This window comes from Rhizobium sp. NZLR1 (assembly GCF_017357385.1).
Taxonomy (GTDB): Bacteria; Pseudomonadota; Alphaproteobacteria; order Rhizobiales; family Rhizobiaceae; genus Rhizobium.
Map to the genome: position 1 here is coordinate 420717 of NZ_CP071633.1, position 16760 is coordinate 437476.

The 16760-nt window shown below is 57.4% G+C and carries 14 protein-coding genes; 7 read left to right on the forward strand and 7 right to left on the reverse strand.

All coding sequences use genetic code 11. The features are described from left to right. Positions 1-13: 13 nt before the first annotated feature. From J3O30_RS24410 to J3O30_RS24430, 5 genes are read right to left on the reverse strand one after another with little or no spacing between them, the layout of a single operon-like run. Positions 14-2218: a polysaccharide biosynthesis tyrosine autokinase gene (locus tag J3O30_RS24410; RefSeq protein ID WP_207585142.1), complete on the reverse strand. Its 2205-nt coding sequence runs from the start codon at positions 2216-2218 to the stop codon at positions 14-16. After that, positions 2215-3357 (reverse strand): glycosyltransferase family 4 protein, encoded by a 1143-nt coding sequence (locus tag J3O30_RS24415; protein WP_207585143.1) that lies wholly within the window; start codon positions 3355-3357, stop codon positions 2215-2217. The genes J3O30_RS24410 and J3O30_RS24415 overlap by 4 nt, the downstream gene beginning before the upstream one ends. Then, positions 3351-4451, reverse strand: coding sequence for a glycosyltransferase family 4 protein (locus J3O30_RS24420; RefSeq protein ID WP_207585144.1), 1101 nt, complete (start codon positions 4449-4451; stop codon positions 3351-3353). The genes J3O30_RS24415 and J3O30_RS24420 overlap by 7 nt, the downstream gene beginning before the upstream one ends. Further along, positions 4448-5398, reverse strand: a complete 951-nt coding sequence (locus J3O30_RS24425) for a glycosyltransferase (protein WP_207585145.1) — start codon at positions 5396-5398, stop codon at positions 4448-4450. The genes J3O30_RS24420 and J3O30_RS24425 overlap by 4 nt, the downstream gene beginning before the upstream one ends. A gap of 9 nt (positions 5399-5407) precedes the next feature. After that, positions 5408-5635 carry a hypothetical protein gene (locus tag J3O30_RS24430; RefSeq protein WP_207585146.1) on the reverse strand — a complete coding sequence of 76 codons (228 nt, stop codon included), beginning with the start codon at positions 5633-5635 and terminating at the stop codon, positions 5408-5410. A gap of 395 nt (positions 5636-6030) precedes the next feature. Here J3O30_RS24430 and J3O30_RS24435 point away from each other — a divergent pair, with 395 nt between their 5' ends. Together J3O30_RS24435 and J3O30_RS24440 are read left to right on the forward strand one after the other, a co-directional pair. After that, entirely contained in the window at positions 6031-7350 is a 1320-nt protein-coding gene (locus J3O30_RS24435; RefSeq protein ID WP_207585147.1) for an O-antigen ligase family protein, read from the forward strand. Further along, complete coding sequence (locus J3O30_RS24440; protein ID WP_207585148.1) at positions 7347-9473, forward strand: right-handed parallel beta-helix repeat-containing protein; 2127 nt, start codon at positions 7347-7349, stop codon at positions 9471-9473. The genes J3O30_RS24435 and J3O30_RS24440 overlap by 4 nt, the downstream gene beginning before the upstream one ends. Before the next feature lie 85 nt (positions 9474-9558). Here J3O30_RS24440 and J3O30_RS24445 read toward each other — a convergent pair whose 3' ends face one another. Continuing rightward, the gene (locus tag J3O30_RS24445) at positions 9559-9885 is read right to left on the reverse strand and encodes a hypothetical protein (protein WP_207585149.1); all 327 of its coding nucleotides are present in this window, start codon (positions 9883-9885) and stop codon (positions 9559-9561) included. Positions 9886-10040: 155 nt separating this feature from the next. Here J3O30_RS24445 and J3O30_RS24450 point away from each other — a divergent pair, with 155 nt between their 5' ends. From J3O30_RS24450 to J3O30_RS24470, 5 genes are all read left to right on the forward strand, one after another. Continuing rightward, positions 10041-10898, forward strand: coding sequence for a WecB/TagA/CpsF family glycosyltransferase (locus J3O30_RS24450; protein ID WP_207585150.1), 858 nt, complete (start codon positions 10041-10043; stop codon positions 10896-10898). Positions 10899-10913: 15 nt separating this feature from the next. After that, positions 10914-12407, forward strand: coding sequence for a sugar transferase (locus J3O30_RS24455; RefSeq protein ID WP_207585151.1), 1494 nt, complete (start codon positions 10914-10916; stop codon positions 12405-12407). Positions 12408-12446: 39 nt separating this feature from the next. Continuing rightward, complete coding sequence (locus J3O30_RS24460) at positions 12447-13499, forward strand: UDP-glucuronic acid decarboxylase family protein (protein ID WP_207585152.1); 1053 nt, start codon at positions 12447-12449, stop codon at positions 13497-13499. A 129-nt stretch (positions 13500-13628) separates the two neighbouring features. Further along, positions 13629-14438, forward strand: coding sequence for a glycosyltransferase family 2 protein (locus tag J3O30_RS24465; protein ID WP_207585153.1), 810 nt, complete (start codon positions 13629-13631; stop codon positions 14436-14438). A gap of 214 nt (positions 14439-14652) precedes the next feature. Continuing rightward, positions 14653-15645 carry a glycosyltransferase gene (locus tag J3O30_RS24470; RefSeq protein WP_207585154.1) on the forward strand — a complete coding sequence of 331 codons (993 nt, stop codon included), beginning with the start codon at positions 14653-14655 and terminating at the stop codon, positions 15643-15645. A 221-nt stretch (positions 15646-15866) separates the two neighbouring features. Here J3O30_RS24470 and J3O30_RS24475 read toward each other — a convergent pair whose 3' ends face one another. Further along, the gene (locus J3O30_RS24475; RefSeq protein ID WP_207585155.1) at positions 15867-16628 is read right to left on the reverse strand and encodes a response regulator transcription factor; all 762 of its coding nucleotides are present in this window, start codon (positions 16626-16628) and stop codon (positions 15867-15869) included. Between the last annotated feature and the right edge of the window lie 132 nt (positions 16629-16760).

Here is a 16760-nt window from a genome sequence, read left to right on the forward strand (position 1 = left end):
GCGTGTGATGTATTCACACTTTGAGTTTGTAGTATTTCATCAGGGATTTTGAAAAAAGCTCCGAGTCGCTGAAATTATACAGTGCGTGCTTTTCGGGATTTACCTTGTTGATCGCGACAACGATTTCCGAGTTCCGCGAGCTTTTCATTTGCTGCAGGCTGAACTCGACGGCGCGGCGGCTCGTCTTTCCCCATCCAACGATTGCCAGTGTTCTTTCCGCCAGGGCAGTCAAATGCACGGTATCTGTCGAGGCGAGCACAGGCGCGCTGTCGAAGATGACAACCTGGCCGGCCGCGACCGCCATCTCGATGATTTCTGCGAGGCCGTTCGGACGGACGCGCCGCTGGAGACTGAAATTTCCAGACGGAATGAAATCGATACCGCTTGGATGGTGGTAGACGATGTCGCGGAAATCGGCTTGACCATTCAGGAATTCGTTCAATCCGTGCGTTAGCTCCGACCTGAAAAACGAATCGAGTTTTCCCCGCCGAAGGTCGCCATCGACCAGCAGCACCGGAATCGCGGCGGCGGCAAGTTCGATAGCCAGCGATCGCGCGACAAGCGACTTGCCGTCCCCGCTGTGAGCCGACGTAACGACGATGCTGTTCGGCAACTTACCGCCATTGGACTGCTTGAGTGAAAGCACCACGGTACGGATTGCTTCGTCAAACATCGGGACCGGTATATGTGTGAACATCGTCTTCGAATGTTCCCTTCGCGCCAGACGCGGGATAAGTCCAGCCGGTATCGTGCGCGCCATTCCAGATATCTGGTCGAAGCTCCGGACCGTCCGGTCCCACATTTCGATCACGAAAGCGGCCGTTATGGCGGCCGAGATTGCGGCCAGGAGGGCGCCCACCAGATAGGAAAGCCGTCCACGTCCCTGTGATGCAAGCGGCACTGTAGCCGGTGTTAAAACTTCCAACTCCGCCCCCGGCAGCAGGGCCCTCGCGGCGAGGTCACGGCGCTGGTTCTCAAGCTTGTCGAGTGCCGTTTGTTCCTTTTCCGCGATCTTCTGAAGTCGCAACAATTCCGTCTGCACCAGCGCATCGCGTATGCGTTTTTCATTAGCAACAACCAACCTGGATTGTACTGCTTCAGCTTCATGATCAAGTGCGACGAGCTTGATCCGCATTGTCTGGAGATATTGTTTGGTCGCAAGTTCGAGATCGGCACGGGATTCTTGGATCTCTCCACGTAGCTCCACCACGGCGTCGGCATTGCCGTCATATGTCTCGAGAAGACGGGCGAGATCCTGTTCCTGTCCGCGAAGATCGCGTTGCTTTATGGCAATGCTGTCGGGGACGACGATGTTCTGCGCTGCGACCGAAGCGTTATCGGCTGTTTCCAGCGTCGAGATCGCCGCCTCTACCTCAACCCGGCTTTCTTCGATTTTCCCTTCTCGGCCAGTGAGTTCCAGAAATGACTTGATCCGTTCCTCCTGAGCGTCCTCTTTCGAGACGACGTCCATCGATTCTTGATAGTTGCGGGCAGCGTCTCGAGAAGTGTCAGCGCGAACCTGTTGTTCCGTGATGCGCTGTCGTATCCACTCTTCCGCCGCATCCAGGCGGCCACGGACACTCTCCTTCCGCTCATCGAGGTAAATGCCGATGACCCGGTTCGGAACCGCGGCTGCGAGTTCAGGATCAGTCGAATTGAAGCTGATCTGGATAACGTCACTCTTATCTTCATGCCACACGCCGAGCGCCCTAAAATATTCCGGGATGATGGCGTTGATGTTGTCCCGTAAAGGCGAGGTGGGGTTTTTTGTGTCGAACAGGGCGCGCACCTTTGTCCGGATCCTTTCGATGAACGAGGTCTCCCGCAGCGCTGGATTGAATTCCTCCCGCACGTCAAGCTGCAGTTCGCGGACAACTCGCTCTGCGATACTTCTGGATAGAAGCCGCTCAGTCTCCGATTTCGCGTCAAGTAGATCACTGTGGTTGGCATCGTCCGTATCAAGCGATGTTGCGAGGGGCTGGTGGACAATCAACCGGGCCCAGCCCTGGTAGGTGGGCTTCAGCCCAAAGATCATAATCGCCGCGGGCGCCATGAGCAGCATGGTTATCGTGATGATCATGATCATTCTTCGGCGAACGAGACGGTAAATGGATGCCAGATCGAAGTTGTCCGCCTTGGTCTCTACCTGAAAGCGTGGGTCATAGCGCATCGGCGAGATCGGAAGATTGCGGTCCGGCGGAAGAGTGGAAATCGTCATCGTGCGCCAACCATTGCTTGAGGTTTCGCGGAAACGGTTTCGTATAGTTTCTCGAGCGACCGCATGTAGGCCTTCATGCTGAAATGGTTGAGGTAATGCGTGCGCCCCCGGACTGAGAGGCGGATGCAGGTTTCTGGATCGGTCACCAGTTTCGCCATGGCTGCAGCCAAGGCATTCGGATCTCCGACGGGCACGAAAATCCCGGTTTCACCGTCGGTAATGACTTCGTCATGCGCTCCGACACGCGTGGTGACGACCGCGAGCCCGTGGGACAGCCCTTCGAGCAGGGCCATTGCCAGACCTTCGGCGTGCGAAGGCAGAACCAGGATATCTGCACGCGCACACAGGGCTCGCGCCTCACCGGCGTCGAGCCAGCCGGGCATCTCTACCAGATCGGAAAGCGCCATGGCGTCAGCCTGACGGCGATAATCCTCGACAGGTCCGTCGCCTGCCAGTACAGCCCGCCACTGGAGTTCTTTCATGAGCGGGTGGCTCAGGGCCAACAAAAGCTCCGTGACGCCCTTGCGTTCGCTCAACCGGCCGAGGAATACGATCAGCGGTGTCTGGCCGACGCGAATATCGTGCGCCCCGGGATCGGGGACGCAATTATGGGCAACGACCGTGCGACGCTCGTCAACGCCCAGAAGTGTGGTCAGCGTCATGCGATCGCGCCGGCCGAGCGCCACAACGCAATCGGCATTCTGAAACATCCGACGGATGAGCCGTTGCTGGCGCGGCGAGCGTTGCGCAAAGTCGCCGGCATAGTCGTAGTCGTGCAGGTGCAATATGTGGCAGCACCCGAACAAACGGGCAGCCTCGGTCAGGATCAGTTTTCGGGAGGTGCTGCCGCGGCCGGCGATATGGATATGGTGAATGCGGGCCGGCGCGACAATCCGGTCCTTTGCCATCGTCAGGATGGCGCCGAGCAGGCGTGCGGGTGACGTCACCTTGGACCATCGAGCCCCTCTGGTATCGGTGACGAAATGTTCGCTGCCGGTCTCGTTCGCTGTCTCTGTTATATAGCCGACCAGCCTGCCAATGCCGCCGCCGTTCTCGCAGCCGCCCGGAACATAGTGGCGGACGCTGGCCGTGCTCCGTAGTGCCATTCGACTTCTGTCCGTCACGGCCTCCATCAGCATGACCCGATCACCTCCCGATAAACGGCCGCGGCCTGGGCGCCGACCCGTTCAGGCGAATTCGGTCCTTTGGCCCATTCGAGCGCATTGGCGCCGAAATTGTTTCTCAGTTCGCCGTTGTCTGCCAATGTCCTGATTGCTGCCGAGAGCTCTTTGGCATCTCCGGGAGGGACCACCATTCCCAACCCGTTGGGCTGAACGGTGCCCCGCAACTCGCCGACATCCGTGACGATCACCGGTTTGCCAAATGCGGCAGCAAGGTTGAGTACACCGCTTTGGGATGCTTCAGTATAGGGAAGCACGACAATGTCGGTGTCCAGGAAAAGCTGGGCGACCTCTGCATCCTCGATAAAACGATTGCGAATGTCGTAGCGGCCGGCATCCCCCATAAGCGGCTGGAATATCAGCGGATTGTCGCCACGGCCTGCGACCGTGATGCGCAGGTTGGGAAGGGCGTCCTTGAGCATCGCCTCGGCCCGAACCAGATGTTCCAGGCCCTTGTAGGCGAAAATCCGTCCGAAGAGCAGGACGCGTATGGTACCATCCGCTTCGCGCGGTGCCATCTTCTGTCGCCGCGCGAGTTCCGCATAGCGAAGGATGGAGGGATGCGACAGGACATGGACACAGTCCGGCGATTTTGAATATCGATCGAGGACAAGCCGCTTCAGTCCCTCGCCGTGGACGACAACATGTCCGGATTGTTTCACCATCAATTCGGGGGCCCAGTCGGGCAGCGTCCGCGTATCGGAATCGCCGGGATGGATTTCCACGTCATGAACGGTCGTCACAAGCGGGATCGGGCGCCAGAACGGCACGGCAAGGTTCAGCCAAAGCGTAGAATTGCTGAGGAGATGGATGAGGTTTGGCTGTTCCCGCCGGATCAGACGCGTAAGCTGGTAGAGAAACCAGGGATTGGAGAGAGAACGGTGTCTCGGCCAGTCCAGAAGGTGCAGATCGACAGCCGGATCGAAAGAAGAGGCGAGATGTGCATAGCGCCGGCGAGGCACGGCAAGCACAACGTTCAGGTGTTGGGCAACGCCGCTGGCGAAGGAGATGGTATAGTCTTCCAGTTCGGAAACCAATAGCAGCGCCTTCATTTCGCTGCCTCCGACAAGCCGACGTCCAGGCCGAGCCGTGACAGGCCGCGCGCAGAGCGCAAACTATCGCGCGTCCGTCGGAGCAGGTTCGGTTCGCCGGCAAAGAAGAGGCCTTCGACGGCAAGCTTGAACCGGGTGCGTGTATCGGCTCCCTGCAGCTTTGCCGACGCGATGCGATAGGGATGGTGATCCGTCAGACGTAGTCTTGCCGGCAGTTGATGGGTTGAGAGAAACAGGTTCGTCGCTTCAACGGTACGCTGCCAGTGCGTCATCCGCCTCCTTAGCGTGGTGGCATCCTCGGTCGAGCGATACCAGTTGTTATTGTGGATGCGGTAGAATCCAAGCGGATCCGGCATGGCAATGACGTCCCCCAGAAACGGATAGATCCCCACGAGCCAGGCGTCGGCCGATATGCGGAATTGTTCGGGAATGCTGCCGGCAGCATTCCATGCGCTACGCCGTACCGCGACGGCTGACGTCATCGGAAAAGGCCACCAGCCAGCCGATCTGGTGAGTAGCGGCGACAAAGCGCCCGAACACAGGGTCCGAGGGATCGGCTTGGAAGTCGGCGTGCCATCGACAAGCGTTGGCTGCAGTCGGTGATAGACGAGCGATGCTTGCGGGTTTGCGCGGAACGCTGCAGCCGTCGCCGACAGCTTGCTCGGCGCCCACCAGTCGTCAGCATCCAGAAAACAGAGGATCTCGCCCGTGCTTGATCTCACAGCGGTATTGATCGCAGCCGCCTGTCCTGCGTTCTCCTGGAAGATCACCTTTACTCGGTTGTCATACACTTCCAGAACAGACCGCGACTGGTCGGTAGAGCCGTCATCGACGACGATTATCTCGACGTTGCGCGCGTCCTGGCTCAACACGCTGTCTATCGCCCGCCCAACGAAGCGAGCGTAGTTGTAATTATTGATGAGGACACTGAGGGCCGGCCGCTCCATGGCGCGCGCTCAGGCGGGTTGCCGCGATGCGCTGCTGTGCAGCAGCGCAAAGTTGCTTGAGAGGTCGACCTTTAGGTAGCCATCGAGGCTTGGAGCCTCGGTGATGGTGATATTCAAAATACCATGTCGGCCGAACAGCATCTCGCGCAGAGCCGATGAGATCGCCGCTGACAATGCCACGACGAGCAGAGCGCCGGTCGTGTTGCATAGAGAACTAGGATCATGACGCAGAAACATAGTAATCCTAACCTTCCAGGCTTCGACTGCAGAGATAGCCTCTGTCAGAATTGTTGCCTCATTGCAGTGGAACCGCGGCTTACCCACCACGCTTCACGAGAGATTCATCGCCACGGTACCGGTGAACGGACAAGCGCAACATCTGCTCTTAAGGGCAATTCGCGGGCATGAAGACCCACCTTTTGGGTAAATGCCGGCTGAAAGCTTAGGCGCAACATCGTCTTTGGGTGGAGCGAAGGTGCATTAGGCGTAGCCCGCCCTTCACTAGAACAGGTTGACCGGGGATGTGGCCGGATGATTGCTTGAGAGCAGCGCAGCCACAAAGGCCGACACCTGTTTTTTTGATCTGCCGCGATCAACAGCCGCTTGTCTGTTCAAGTCAGTCGGGACGGATAATGAGAGTAGATAGCCTCAGAACTGCCAGCGGACCAACCATCAGTTGGCGGGCCATAGAATGCTGGGGCGCCGGCATATCCCTTTTTCTTCAGGCAGGCGCTCTTCTGCCACTTATCCTGGCTGATGCGGACGGAACGCTCAGCGAATCTGCCAAATCTATACTGCGTCTTCCTTGCTTTCCTGTTTATGCATTTACAATCGTGATCCTGATACGCAATTTTCCGCAGTTTCTAACGGCGCTCAGACGAAATCTGATTCTTCCCCTGATGCTCGTCTTGCCGTTTTTGTCTGCCCTGTGGTCAATATCACCGCCAACGACCTTGAGGCGCGCAATCGGCCTTTTGTTTTGCATGCTTCTTTCCTATGTCCTGGCGATACGTTTCACGCCAAGGCAGCTGCTGTTCCTGCTATTTGTGACGCTTGGAGCCTGTATCGGCCTGAGTGTGGTTATCTCCGTGGTGTCACCAAGCCTCGCCAGTATGCCGGACGGTGCTATGCGGGGCGTCTTCATTCACAAGAACGTCCTGGGCTGGTACGCGGCTCTGATGATCTTGGTGGCGACGGCGGTGCTGATCGACGGCACGCTCGGTCTGCGGCGAACCGCGTTCATCTTGTTGGCGGCGGGTGTGATCTGCCTTGCAAGCTCCGGATCGATGACCGCGATCATTGCAACGTCAGTGGCGTATTGCCTGATCGGCTTTTATTCCCTCCTGCAAAGAAGCAGCAGCATTGGCCGCGTCGTCATCGTCCTGTTTTTCGTTCAGCTGTCTGTCGGCATTCTGATTTCGCTGCACGAATTCCTGGTTCCGGCCCTTGTAGCGCTCGGCAAGGACGCGACTTTGACGGGTCGGGTGCCATTGTGGGAGCTGGTTGACCGCGAAATATCCGATCGTTGGTTGCTTGGCTACGGTTACCAGGCTTTCTGGACAGTCGCGAACCCTGAAGCGACGCACATCTGGTTAAAAATCGGATGGCCGGCGCCCCACGCGCATAATGGATACCGCGATATCCTGTTGAGCTTTGGCATCATTGGAATGATTCCGTTCGCTCTGATGCTTCCCTACGCAATTCGCCAGGGCGCGTTCCTTCACTGTCATGATCCGCAGTACGGGTGGCTCTGGCTCAATGTCCTTACGATCATGATTCCGGTGATGAATCTGACCGAGAGTATTTTTTTCGTTCAGAATGACGCCATCTTCATCCTGTTTACCACAGCCATCATCATGTTTTCGCTATACGCGCCCGTCGTTTCGACCAGCCGTTCGCCAGCTTGGCAGGCGCCCGCGCATGGCCTTACGAGCGGGTTGCAGACATCATGAGGCGGCGTTTTGGACGGATCCTGAGCATTTTGCCTGTCATGCTCTTTCCCCAGCCCGGCAATCCGGCGCCAGTTGGGACAGAGATAGATGGGCCCGAGCGCCTGCAGGTGCTCGTCAGGGAGGCGACTTGCGCGGAAGCTTCCGCGACTTTGTCAGCCAAGTTGAAGGGGACTTCTTTAAGCGACGAATTGAGCAGCAGCACCGGGGTGCGGACGATATTTTACGTTTCTCCCGATGGCAAAGACACCTGGAGTGGCCTCCTTCCGACCGCAACTCAGCAGGGTGGCGACGGCCCTTTCGCCAGCATTGAAAGAGCCCGTGATGCTGCCCGTGAGAAGGGCGGCACCAACACCATCGCGCTGGGTAAAGGCGATTACTACCTTACTCAGCCGATCGTCTTTGATGCCCGCGATACGGGCTTGATCCTGACGGCAAGATGCAATGAAGTGCCGATTTTGCATGGGGGGCCGCGCGTGCGCGACTTCGCGCAGCAAGCCGATGGTCGCTGGACGGCGCCGCTGAAGTTGCCGCCGGATGAAGGGGTCGGTGACCTTTTCGTCGATGGGATACGCCAAACCAGAGCTCGATTCCCCAACGCCCCCGCTGATGGCGATCCACGCAAGGGATGGTTGTTTGCCGCAAAGTGCCAGCCTACCGTCGACGCGTCGGAAGGAAACACGGGCTTTTGTTTCCATGCCGGCGATCTTCCGGCAGTGGGTGATACAAGTGGACTGGTCGTGGACATCGTTGGGGGGTATCAACCCGGAAGCCAGTGGGGCAATGATACGCTCCCCGTTGTATCCATCGATGACGCCGGCCGGACTGTCCATACGAAAGGCACAGGCTATTTCTTTACCGCAGAAGGCAGCCGCTATTTCCTTGCCGGAGCCAAGACCTTGCTCGATGCTCCCGGAGAGTGGTGGTACGACCTTGTCGCGGGCGAGCTTCATTATATCCCTGTCGATCAGTCGTTGCCCAATTCCGTCGTCGTTGCTGGCATCCTGCCGACATTCTTCAAGTTGGATGGGGCCAGCGGGATGGTTGTATCAGGGTTCGAGTTTAGAGATGGAGCTCCCGAAGGCAGCGGCAAGTTCTATACGGAAACCAGAGGATTTGGCGCCATTCGGATCGAACACGCTGATGGCGTCAAGATTGTCGGCAACAGCATCGAGAATGTCGGCGTCGGGATCCATGTGACGGAAAGCAAGGATGCGTTGATTGCCGCCAATGTGATTGCGGATGTGGCTGGCAACGGGATCTACGTCGGCACAAATTATGGCACCTTCGGCAAGTCGAACGGCGCCAGGATCCTTTCAAACCATATCCATGACATCGGAAAGGTTTACATTGAAACCGCCGGAATATGGTTTCAGGCGGCTGACAATGTCAGGATCGCCGACAATCTGATCGAAAACACGGCGCAGTTCGGAATCGCCGGCGGTTCGCTGTGGGGTTCCAATGACGCCGTCTATAACGCTGTCATCGAGCACAACGTGATCCATAACGCCAATCAGCAGACGGCAGATGGCGGTGCCATCAAGATGATGGGCGAGCAGGCCGACCCTCTGAACAGCACCATCCGCTCCAATCTCGTGACCGGCACCGGTCATCTCATGAACAGGGCCGATGGGACGTTCTGGCCTCCCGGATATGAAAATACCGGTGAATGGCCGTCCCCTATCAGCTGGGCGATCTATACGGATGGGAAGGCGAGCGGGCTGCGCATCGAGGGAAATACGCTCTCGGGCAACGTCGCGGCGATCGGTATCAATGGCGGTTGGAGCAACCTGGTGGCGGGAAACGTCATCACGAACGGATCGGGCGCTGCTTTTCGCGTTGATGACGGTACCGGCAGGGGTTGGCGTCCACCGTGGGCACGCCCCAATCGTATTGAGGAGAACGTTGTATCGGTTGACAGTGACAGCGGCATTGTCGCGTACGTCAACGCTCCCGATCTTGGGCTTGGATTTGTGCAATTCGCGCGCAACCGCTACAGCGGCAACTTGAACGACAAGAGCTTCCGAATAGATCCGAGGATCATGCGTTCGGGAGAATTTGGCAGTCTAGGCGATCTTCAGAAGGCTGGGGCGGACACCGGGAGCGTGGCCGCGCCGCCCGAGTAACAAAAGGCGCGCGCCCCGCGACGAGCGGTGTTCTGCGGCGATAATGTTCGCCGGGATCTGCCGATCCGTCGAATGATCAATCGCGTCAAGGCGAAGGCCTTTTGAGGGTCAGGCGAAGCCGCAGCCAGATCGCCTCGAAGATCTGCTGGCTCCTGTCAACCAGCGTCGGCATTTGCCGGGCATGTTCGATCCGCACATCAAAGATGATGGCATTGCCAGCTCGTACGCGCAGGCTCTTCTCTAGCAAGGCCTTTACCAGACCCTTGAGATGAGATTTCGGTCGAACCTTCAATGTCGCCGGCGAGTTCATTCCGATTCTGGCGATAGAACACGATCCTCCCCGGCTTTGTTCGCGCGAGCGAATATCTTCTGCAGCTCTTCGGTCATCAAAAAGAGCAACATGGCAAGCCATGGGGTACGTAGACTTACTTCGAATATCGTACGCCATCCCGGCGTAAGACGTAAACGTGAAGTCTCTTCTACGTCCAATAGCTGGAGCGGCAAGTATGGAGGCAATCGACCTGCCGGGATATTCTGATGACAGTTTCAGTCGCGAAAGCGTAGGTCATGAGAAAACAATCAGTAGGCAGCAGCCCAACTTCAGTTCTTCATCCAGGGGGCTCTTTAGGATGGACGAATGTCCTTGGTGTTCGCGTCTCGGCAGTCAATCTCAAAAGCGCGACGGGATTTATTCAAAAAGCGGTCGAAGACGGCAGGAAGGAATATGTATGCGTTCGCGACGCACACGGCATCGTCCGATGTCAGGATGATCCCGAGCTCCGGTCGATCCATAACCGGGCGTTCCTCGTAACCCCCGACGGCATGCCGCTTGTTTGGGCGCTGAGACATGCTGGTCATGCCGAAAGCGACAGGGTCTATGGACCAGATCTCATGCTATCCGTTTTCGATGCCGGCAGCGCCAAGGGCTTGCGCCATTTCCTTTATGGCGCAACGGCCGAAACGCTCGAACAACTGCAGGCGCGCCTTCTCGCAAAATATCCGCAAGCGCGGATCGTCGGCTCCTATGCACCGCCTTTTCGCAAACTGTCGACGCGGGAGGAAACGGATATTGCTGACCGGCTCAACCGGTCGGGCGCCGATATCATCTGGGTCGGGCTGAGCAGTCCCAAACAGGAACTCTGGATGGCGCGCATGCGCGATCGTCTGGAAGCATCGATGCTCATCGGTGTCGGAGCTGCGTTCGATTTCCACGCCGGCCTCAAGCGGCAGGCTCCGAGGTTCATTCAAAGAAGCGGCTTCGAATGGGCGTTTCGTCTTATGTGCGAGCCGCGGCGGCTGTGGCGGCGCTATGCGCTCGTCGTGCCGACCTTCATCTCACTGTCAGCATTCCAGAGACTGGGACTTCGGAAGTTTCCGATCGAAGACGCCATTTCTGAATCGGGCGCGTCGGGACAAATGCAGTAGAGGGGTAAAAGCGTCATGTCCATATTTGTGCCGTCAGCTATGACACCGGGTCCGTCGAAGGCATCCACACCAAATGACATGACATCGCGGGCGATTCCGGCAGGGTCCGTGCCGCCCATAGCAGCCAGGACTGCCGATGCCTTTGCGCCGGCTGGACTGAATATGCCCGTCGCACTAGGGCGCCAGCTTCCTCGGCTTGCAACGTCGTCCTTCCTGGTCGCCGGCGACATTGCCAGCTATCTGACTGCCTATTTCGTTCTCCTGTTCTTTCTTCCCAGTGGTTCGGAGGGCACGCTCGTGGAGCGCGCGTTCACGATCGCCGCACTGGCTGCGATTGTTCTTTACGCATCGGCCGGCCTCTATCCTGGATATCGGCTGCATGACCACGAACATCTGCGGCGGCGCACTATGGCTGCCGTCAAGGTGGCTGTCCTGGCGGCATTCGCAGCGATTGTCCTGCCGGAGGGGGAACGACTGCTGCTTGCCATTATTGTGTTCCTCGGTCTCGGGCTGATTGTTCAGCCATTTGTGCATTGGCTTGCACGTGGCCTGTGCTGGAGACTTGGAATTTGGGGGGAGCGCGCGGTTGTCATAGGGGGGCGCAACCTTGCTCCCGCGCTCGTGGCACATTTCAACGACCACTGGCAGTATGGCATCAGGCCGGAGCCCTCTTCCTCCGATACTTTGGAGGCATTGCCGGGTGGCGGGCCATCCATTGCGGTAATTGCCGGCGACACAGGCTCGCTTGTGTCCGACTTGCCGGCGATGCGTCGGAAGTTCGCCGAAATCATTTTGCTGTCCGACACGCCGAGCCTTAAGGTAAGTGGATTGCGACCTGCGGATATCGGCGGAGAGATCGGTATTCGCCTCACCACCGGTGGGAGTTCGATCAACTCGGATCCGGTTCGCCGGATCCTCGATCTCGCAATCGCCGTCCCTGCAACGATCGTGGTCGCGCCATTCATCGCGATGGCAGCGGCCGCAATCTATGCCATCGATCCCGGCCCGGTCTTCTTTCGGCATGCCAGGGAAGGACGGTCCGGCAGGCCGGTGCACGTCCTGAAACTGAGGACGATGTACCAAGACGCGGAAAAGCGCCTCGAAGCACTATTCCGAGACAACCCTGCCATGCGCGCCGAGTGGTTGAGCCACTTCAAGCTCAAGGACGATCCGCGCGTCCTTCCGATTATAGGACATATGCTGCGCTCATCGAGCATCGACGAGCTCCCGCAATTGGCAAACATCATTGCGGGCGAGATGGCCTTTGTGGGACCACGCCCGTTCCCGGAGTATCACCTTTCGGCGATGGACGGCGAATTTCGGGACAAGCGCCGTTCCGTCACGCCGGGGCTCACGGGCCTTTGGCAAATTTCTGAACGAAGCGATGCGGACATCGAGCTGCAGCAGCAACTCGACGAGTTCTACATCGACAACCGGTCCCTGTGGTTCGACTGCCAAATTCTTCTCGGCACAATCCCCGCGGTCTTCAAGCGCAGGGGAGCCTGCTGACCACTTCCACGAGGCAACCATCAACAACGGAGCACACCAATGCACGGACACAAGAGAATTATGGTTACCGGCGGCACCGGGTTTCTGGGATCATTCCTGTGCGAAAGGCTTTTGCGAGAGGGCAATGACGTCCTCTGCGTGGACAATTACTACACCGGTTCGCGCGACAACGTGCTGCACCTTCTCGACGACCCGCGCTTTGAGATTCTTCGCCACGACATTACCTTCCCGCTGTATGTGGAGGTCGACGAGATCTACAACCTCGCCTGCCCGGCATCTCCGGTCCACTATCAGCACGACCCCGTGCAAACGGTGAAGACCAATGTGCACGGGGCCATCAACATGCTCGGCTTGGCAAAACGCACCAAGGCGAAGATCTTCCAGGCCTCCACCAGCGAAGTTTATGGCGATCCGGCCGTGCACCCTCAACCCGAGGAGTATCGAGGCAGCGTCAATCCGATAGGCCCGCGGGCATGTTATGACGAAGGCAAGCGGTGTGCCGAAACATTATTCTTCGACTATCATCGCCAATACGGTGTGGAAATCCGCGTGGCGCGGATCTTCAATACTTATGGGCCGCGTATGCAGACCAACGACGGCCGCGTCGTCTCCAATTTCATCGTTCAGGCGCTTCAAAACGAGCCGATCACCATCTTCGGCAAGGGCACGCAGACGCGCTCCTTCTGCTATGTAGACGATCTGATCGAGGGCTTCATCCGCCTGATGGGTACGCCGGCCGGCGTCACGGGTCCGATCAATCTCGGCAACCCAGGAGAATTCCAGGTCCGGGAACTGGCCGAAATGGTCATCGAGATGACCGGATCGAAATCAAGCATCGTTTACAATCCTCTGCCGATTGACGATCCCACACAGCGCAAGCCCGACATCAGCCGGGCAAAGCAGGACCTGGGCTGGCAGCCGACGGTGAACCTGCGTGAGGGGCTCGAGAAAACGATCGCGTATTTCGAGTGGAAGCTTTCTGGCGGAGCCAAGAGCGTGCCTGGCGTCCGGTCCTCGCGAACGGCTTACACCTATCTGCCTACTCCGGCCGTCGGCCTTCCTGTTGCGCAAGCTGCGCCCCTGGGAACGTGAACAGAAACGGCAAGCGAAAATCAAGGCTCGGTTTCTTCAATAGACCGAGCCCCAAATCGCGGTTTGCAAAATGAGCGGCAACCGTCGGACGTGCAAATCGCTGCAAAAACAACAATGAGGAAATGAGGCATGCGCGTTGCCGTTGTTACGCCATACTACAAGGAGCCTAACGAGCTCCTTGAGCAATGCCGGGCGAGCGTTCTCGACCAAACCGTTGCATGCGACCATGTTTTTGTTGCCGACGGGTTTCCGAACGCTATCGTCGGTGGCTGGCGCGCAAAACATTTCATTCTGCCGAATGCTCACGGCGACGCCGGCAACATGGCTCGCGTGATCGGCAGCCTCAGCGCCTTTGCCCAGGGCTATGACGCGGTGGCGTTTCTCGATGCGGACAACTGGTACAGATCCGACCACATCCAGCGCTTGCTTGAGCTTCACCGCCGTACCGGTGCTGCGGTTTGCACATCGAGACGTTCGATGCACCGTGCGGACGGCACCTACATGTTCGACGACTCAAAGAGCGACGGTCGCACGCACGTGGATACGAACTGCTTATTTCTCACGCGACCGTCCCTGCCGATCATTGCGCGCTGGGCTCACATGCCGAGGGAACTCTATCCAGTCGGAGATTCCGTCTATTGGAGCTCGATCCGAAGCTCTCGGCTGTCGCTCTCTCATGAACCGACCGCGACGGTATGCTACCGGACGACTTGGGAAGCCGACTACAAGCGAATGGGAGAACCTGTTCCTGCAGGCAGCAAGACCCTCGCGTTCACCGACCAGCCATATCACTGGTTCAAGTCTCTCCCGGCTCGGGACCGCTGGCGCATCTGGCAGGATTTCGGCTTTCCCCTCAGGCGCCGCACGGTGGCAAAGCTGGTCGGCCAATATGCGCTGTCAAGGCTTTCCCCCACCTCTTATCTCGGCGCCAAAATATGAACACCCAAAGTCTTGCCGAGCCGGCTATATCCCGTCTTCTTGCCCGGTCCGCCTTGTTGGCAACTGTCTGGCCTCGCGTGAAATCAGCCAGGCGAAAACATTCTCAACGCATGCGAGAATAATCGGAAAACAAATTACGCATAACAAAGAAACGATGCCGCGTCCGAAAGATTTGTCAAACCAGGAGTGACGCAGTGCTTACGGAGGAAGAAGTTTGCAACGTGTTGATGTCGTAGTCCCCTGCTATAATTATTCCCATTTCTTGCAGGAATGCGTTGAAAGCGTCCTTTCGCAGGCGGGCGTCGATGTGCGCGTGCTCATTATAGATGACTGCTCGCCAGACAATACGCCGGAAGTCGGGATGGCCCTGGCATCCCGCGACACGCGGGTCACTTATCGGCGGCACACTGCAAACATGCGGCACATCGCTACCTACAATGAAGGGATCGATTGGGCAGGCGGTGACTTATTCCTGCTTCTTTCTGCGGATGATTATCTTCTGCCGGGCGCGCTGGACCGCTCGGCGGAGCTGATGCGCAAGTATCCGGATGTGGGGTTGGTGTTCGGGAACGCGCTCATAGCTGAGCCAGATGGTACTACGAGCAAGCGCGCGGATCCTCTCGGCGACAATAACGTGCACCCCATGCAGGTCTTGTCCGGTCGGCAATTCATGCGGTTGAGTGGAGCGCGCAATCTCGTTCCAACGCCGACAGCTGTTGTGAGGACGGCGCTGCAAAAGCAGGTCGGCGGCTATCGCAAGGAACTGCCGCATGCCGGCGATATGGAAATGTGGCTGCGACTCGCATCACATGCCGGCGTTGGCTACATCAATGACGACCAAGCAGTCTATCGCCAGCATGCTTCGAATATGTCGCTGCAATACTATGGGGAAAATATCCTCTCCGACCTTCTACAAAGAAAAATGGCTTTTGATATCCTGTTTAACCAAGCGGCCGATAGCCTCAGGAAAGATGAGATGTTGCGACGCTTTCTTGCCAGAGATCTCGGAAAACAGGCGCTTCGACAGGCTGGTATTGCATTCAACAACTTCGACGTTGCGACGGCCGTGGCTATTCAGCGTTTTGCACTGGAGGTTTCTCCTGAGGTGCGAAATTCGTTGCCCTGGATCAAGTTGATCTGCAAGCAAACGATCGGGCCAAAATGCTGGTATGCCTTGAATTCTGTGCGGCGAAGAGTTGCGGCGTGAATGGGCAGGATCGGGCCGGGTCAGTTCATCCGCAAGTATGGTAAAAACAGGCCGTGGTTGAGCGCCCGATTGCTACTCATGCCAAAATCGCGGGAAGCGTAATAGATCGCCTTGGTATAAGAAGACCCGGTGACGCATTCGCGCCACCGGGGGTGATTTGAGCAAGAATGTGGTTGCAAGAAAAGATTTGTCCAAGCCCTAGTATCATCACTACGTATTGTTCACGCTAGTGCCGGAATTCCACTCTGGAACAAGTCGTTAAGCTTGAACACGACTTCCGTCCTGTTGGTTGCCTTGACCTTTTTCATGATGTTGCGAACGTGTACCTTGACGGTGCTTTCTCGCAGGTTGAGCTCATAGGCAATGATCTTGTTCGCCTTTCCGCGCCGCAGTGCCGCGACGACTTCGGCCTGGCGGTCCGTGAATATCCCGGCCAGCGGGTGCGCTGTCGGGTTGTTCGACTGCAGCAAGTGACGCATGGCGAACAGGGCGCTTGCGGGCACGAAGAGTCCTCCTGCTACCGATAGCGCAATCAGCTCCATGCACACGCTAATGCTGACGGAGGCAGGAATATAACCCTTGGCTCCGTAGTCGATCGCCCTGACGATTTGAGCGAAATCGTCACTATCAGACAATATGATGACCGGTGTCGACACGAATTCCGACGAAAGGCTCTTGATCTGCTCCGAAACGACAGGGTCGTCGACCGTCTTGCCACCGACGTTCAAGAGGATTGCCGAAAGCGGAGGATATTCTTCGCGCTTTTGCTTCCACTCTTCAATCGATCCGAACGCCAGAATCACGAAATCCGCCGTGTGGGCGGCCATGCATTGCGCAAGGCAGTGCCGATCAAGTTCCCTCCTGTCAAGAATGACTAGTGAGTGCTTTGACTTTGACGGTCGGGTAAACGCCGTCGAGCCATCTTCTATCTCTATCGGAAGAGATACGGATTCCTGCCTGTGGCTTATATTTATTGTATCCAACGCCCCATCCTCCCAGCCTTTTTTACGCGGTACTTCAAAGTCGAATATCAAACTCCTCTGCAAATATGGGAGTTTAATTAGCAAAAGTGCTAATTTAATACCACAGTTTCGGGGATGTTAAACTAATTAATA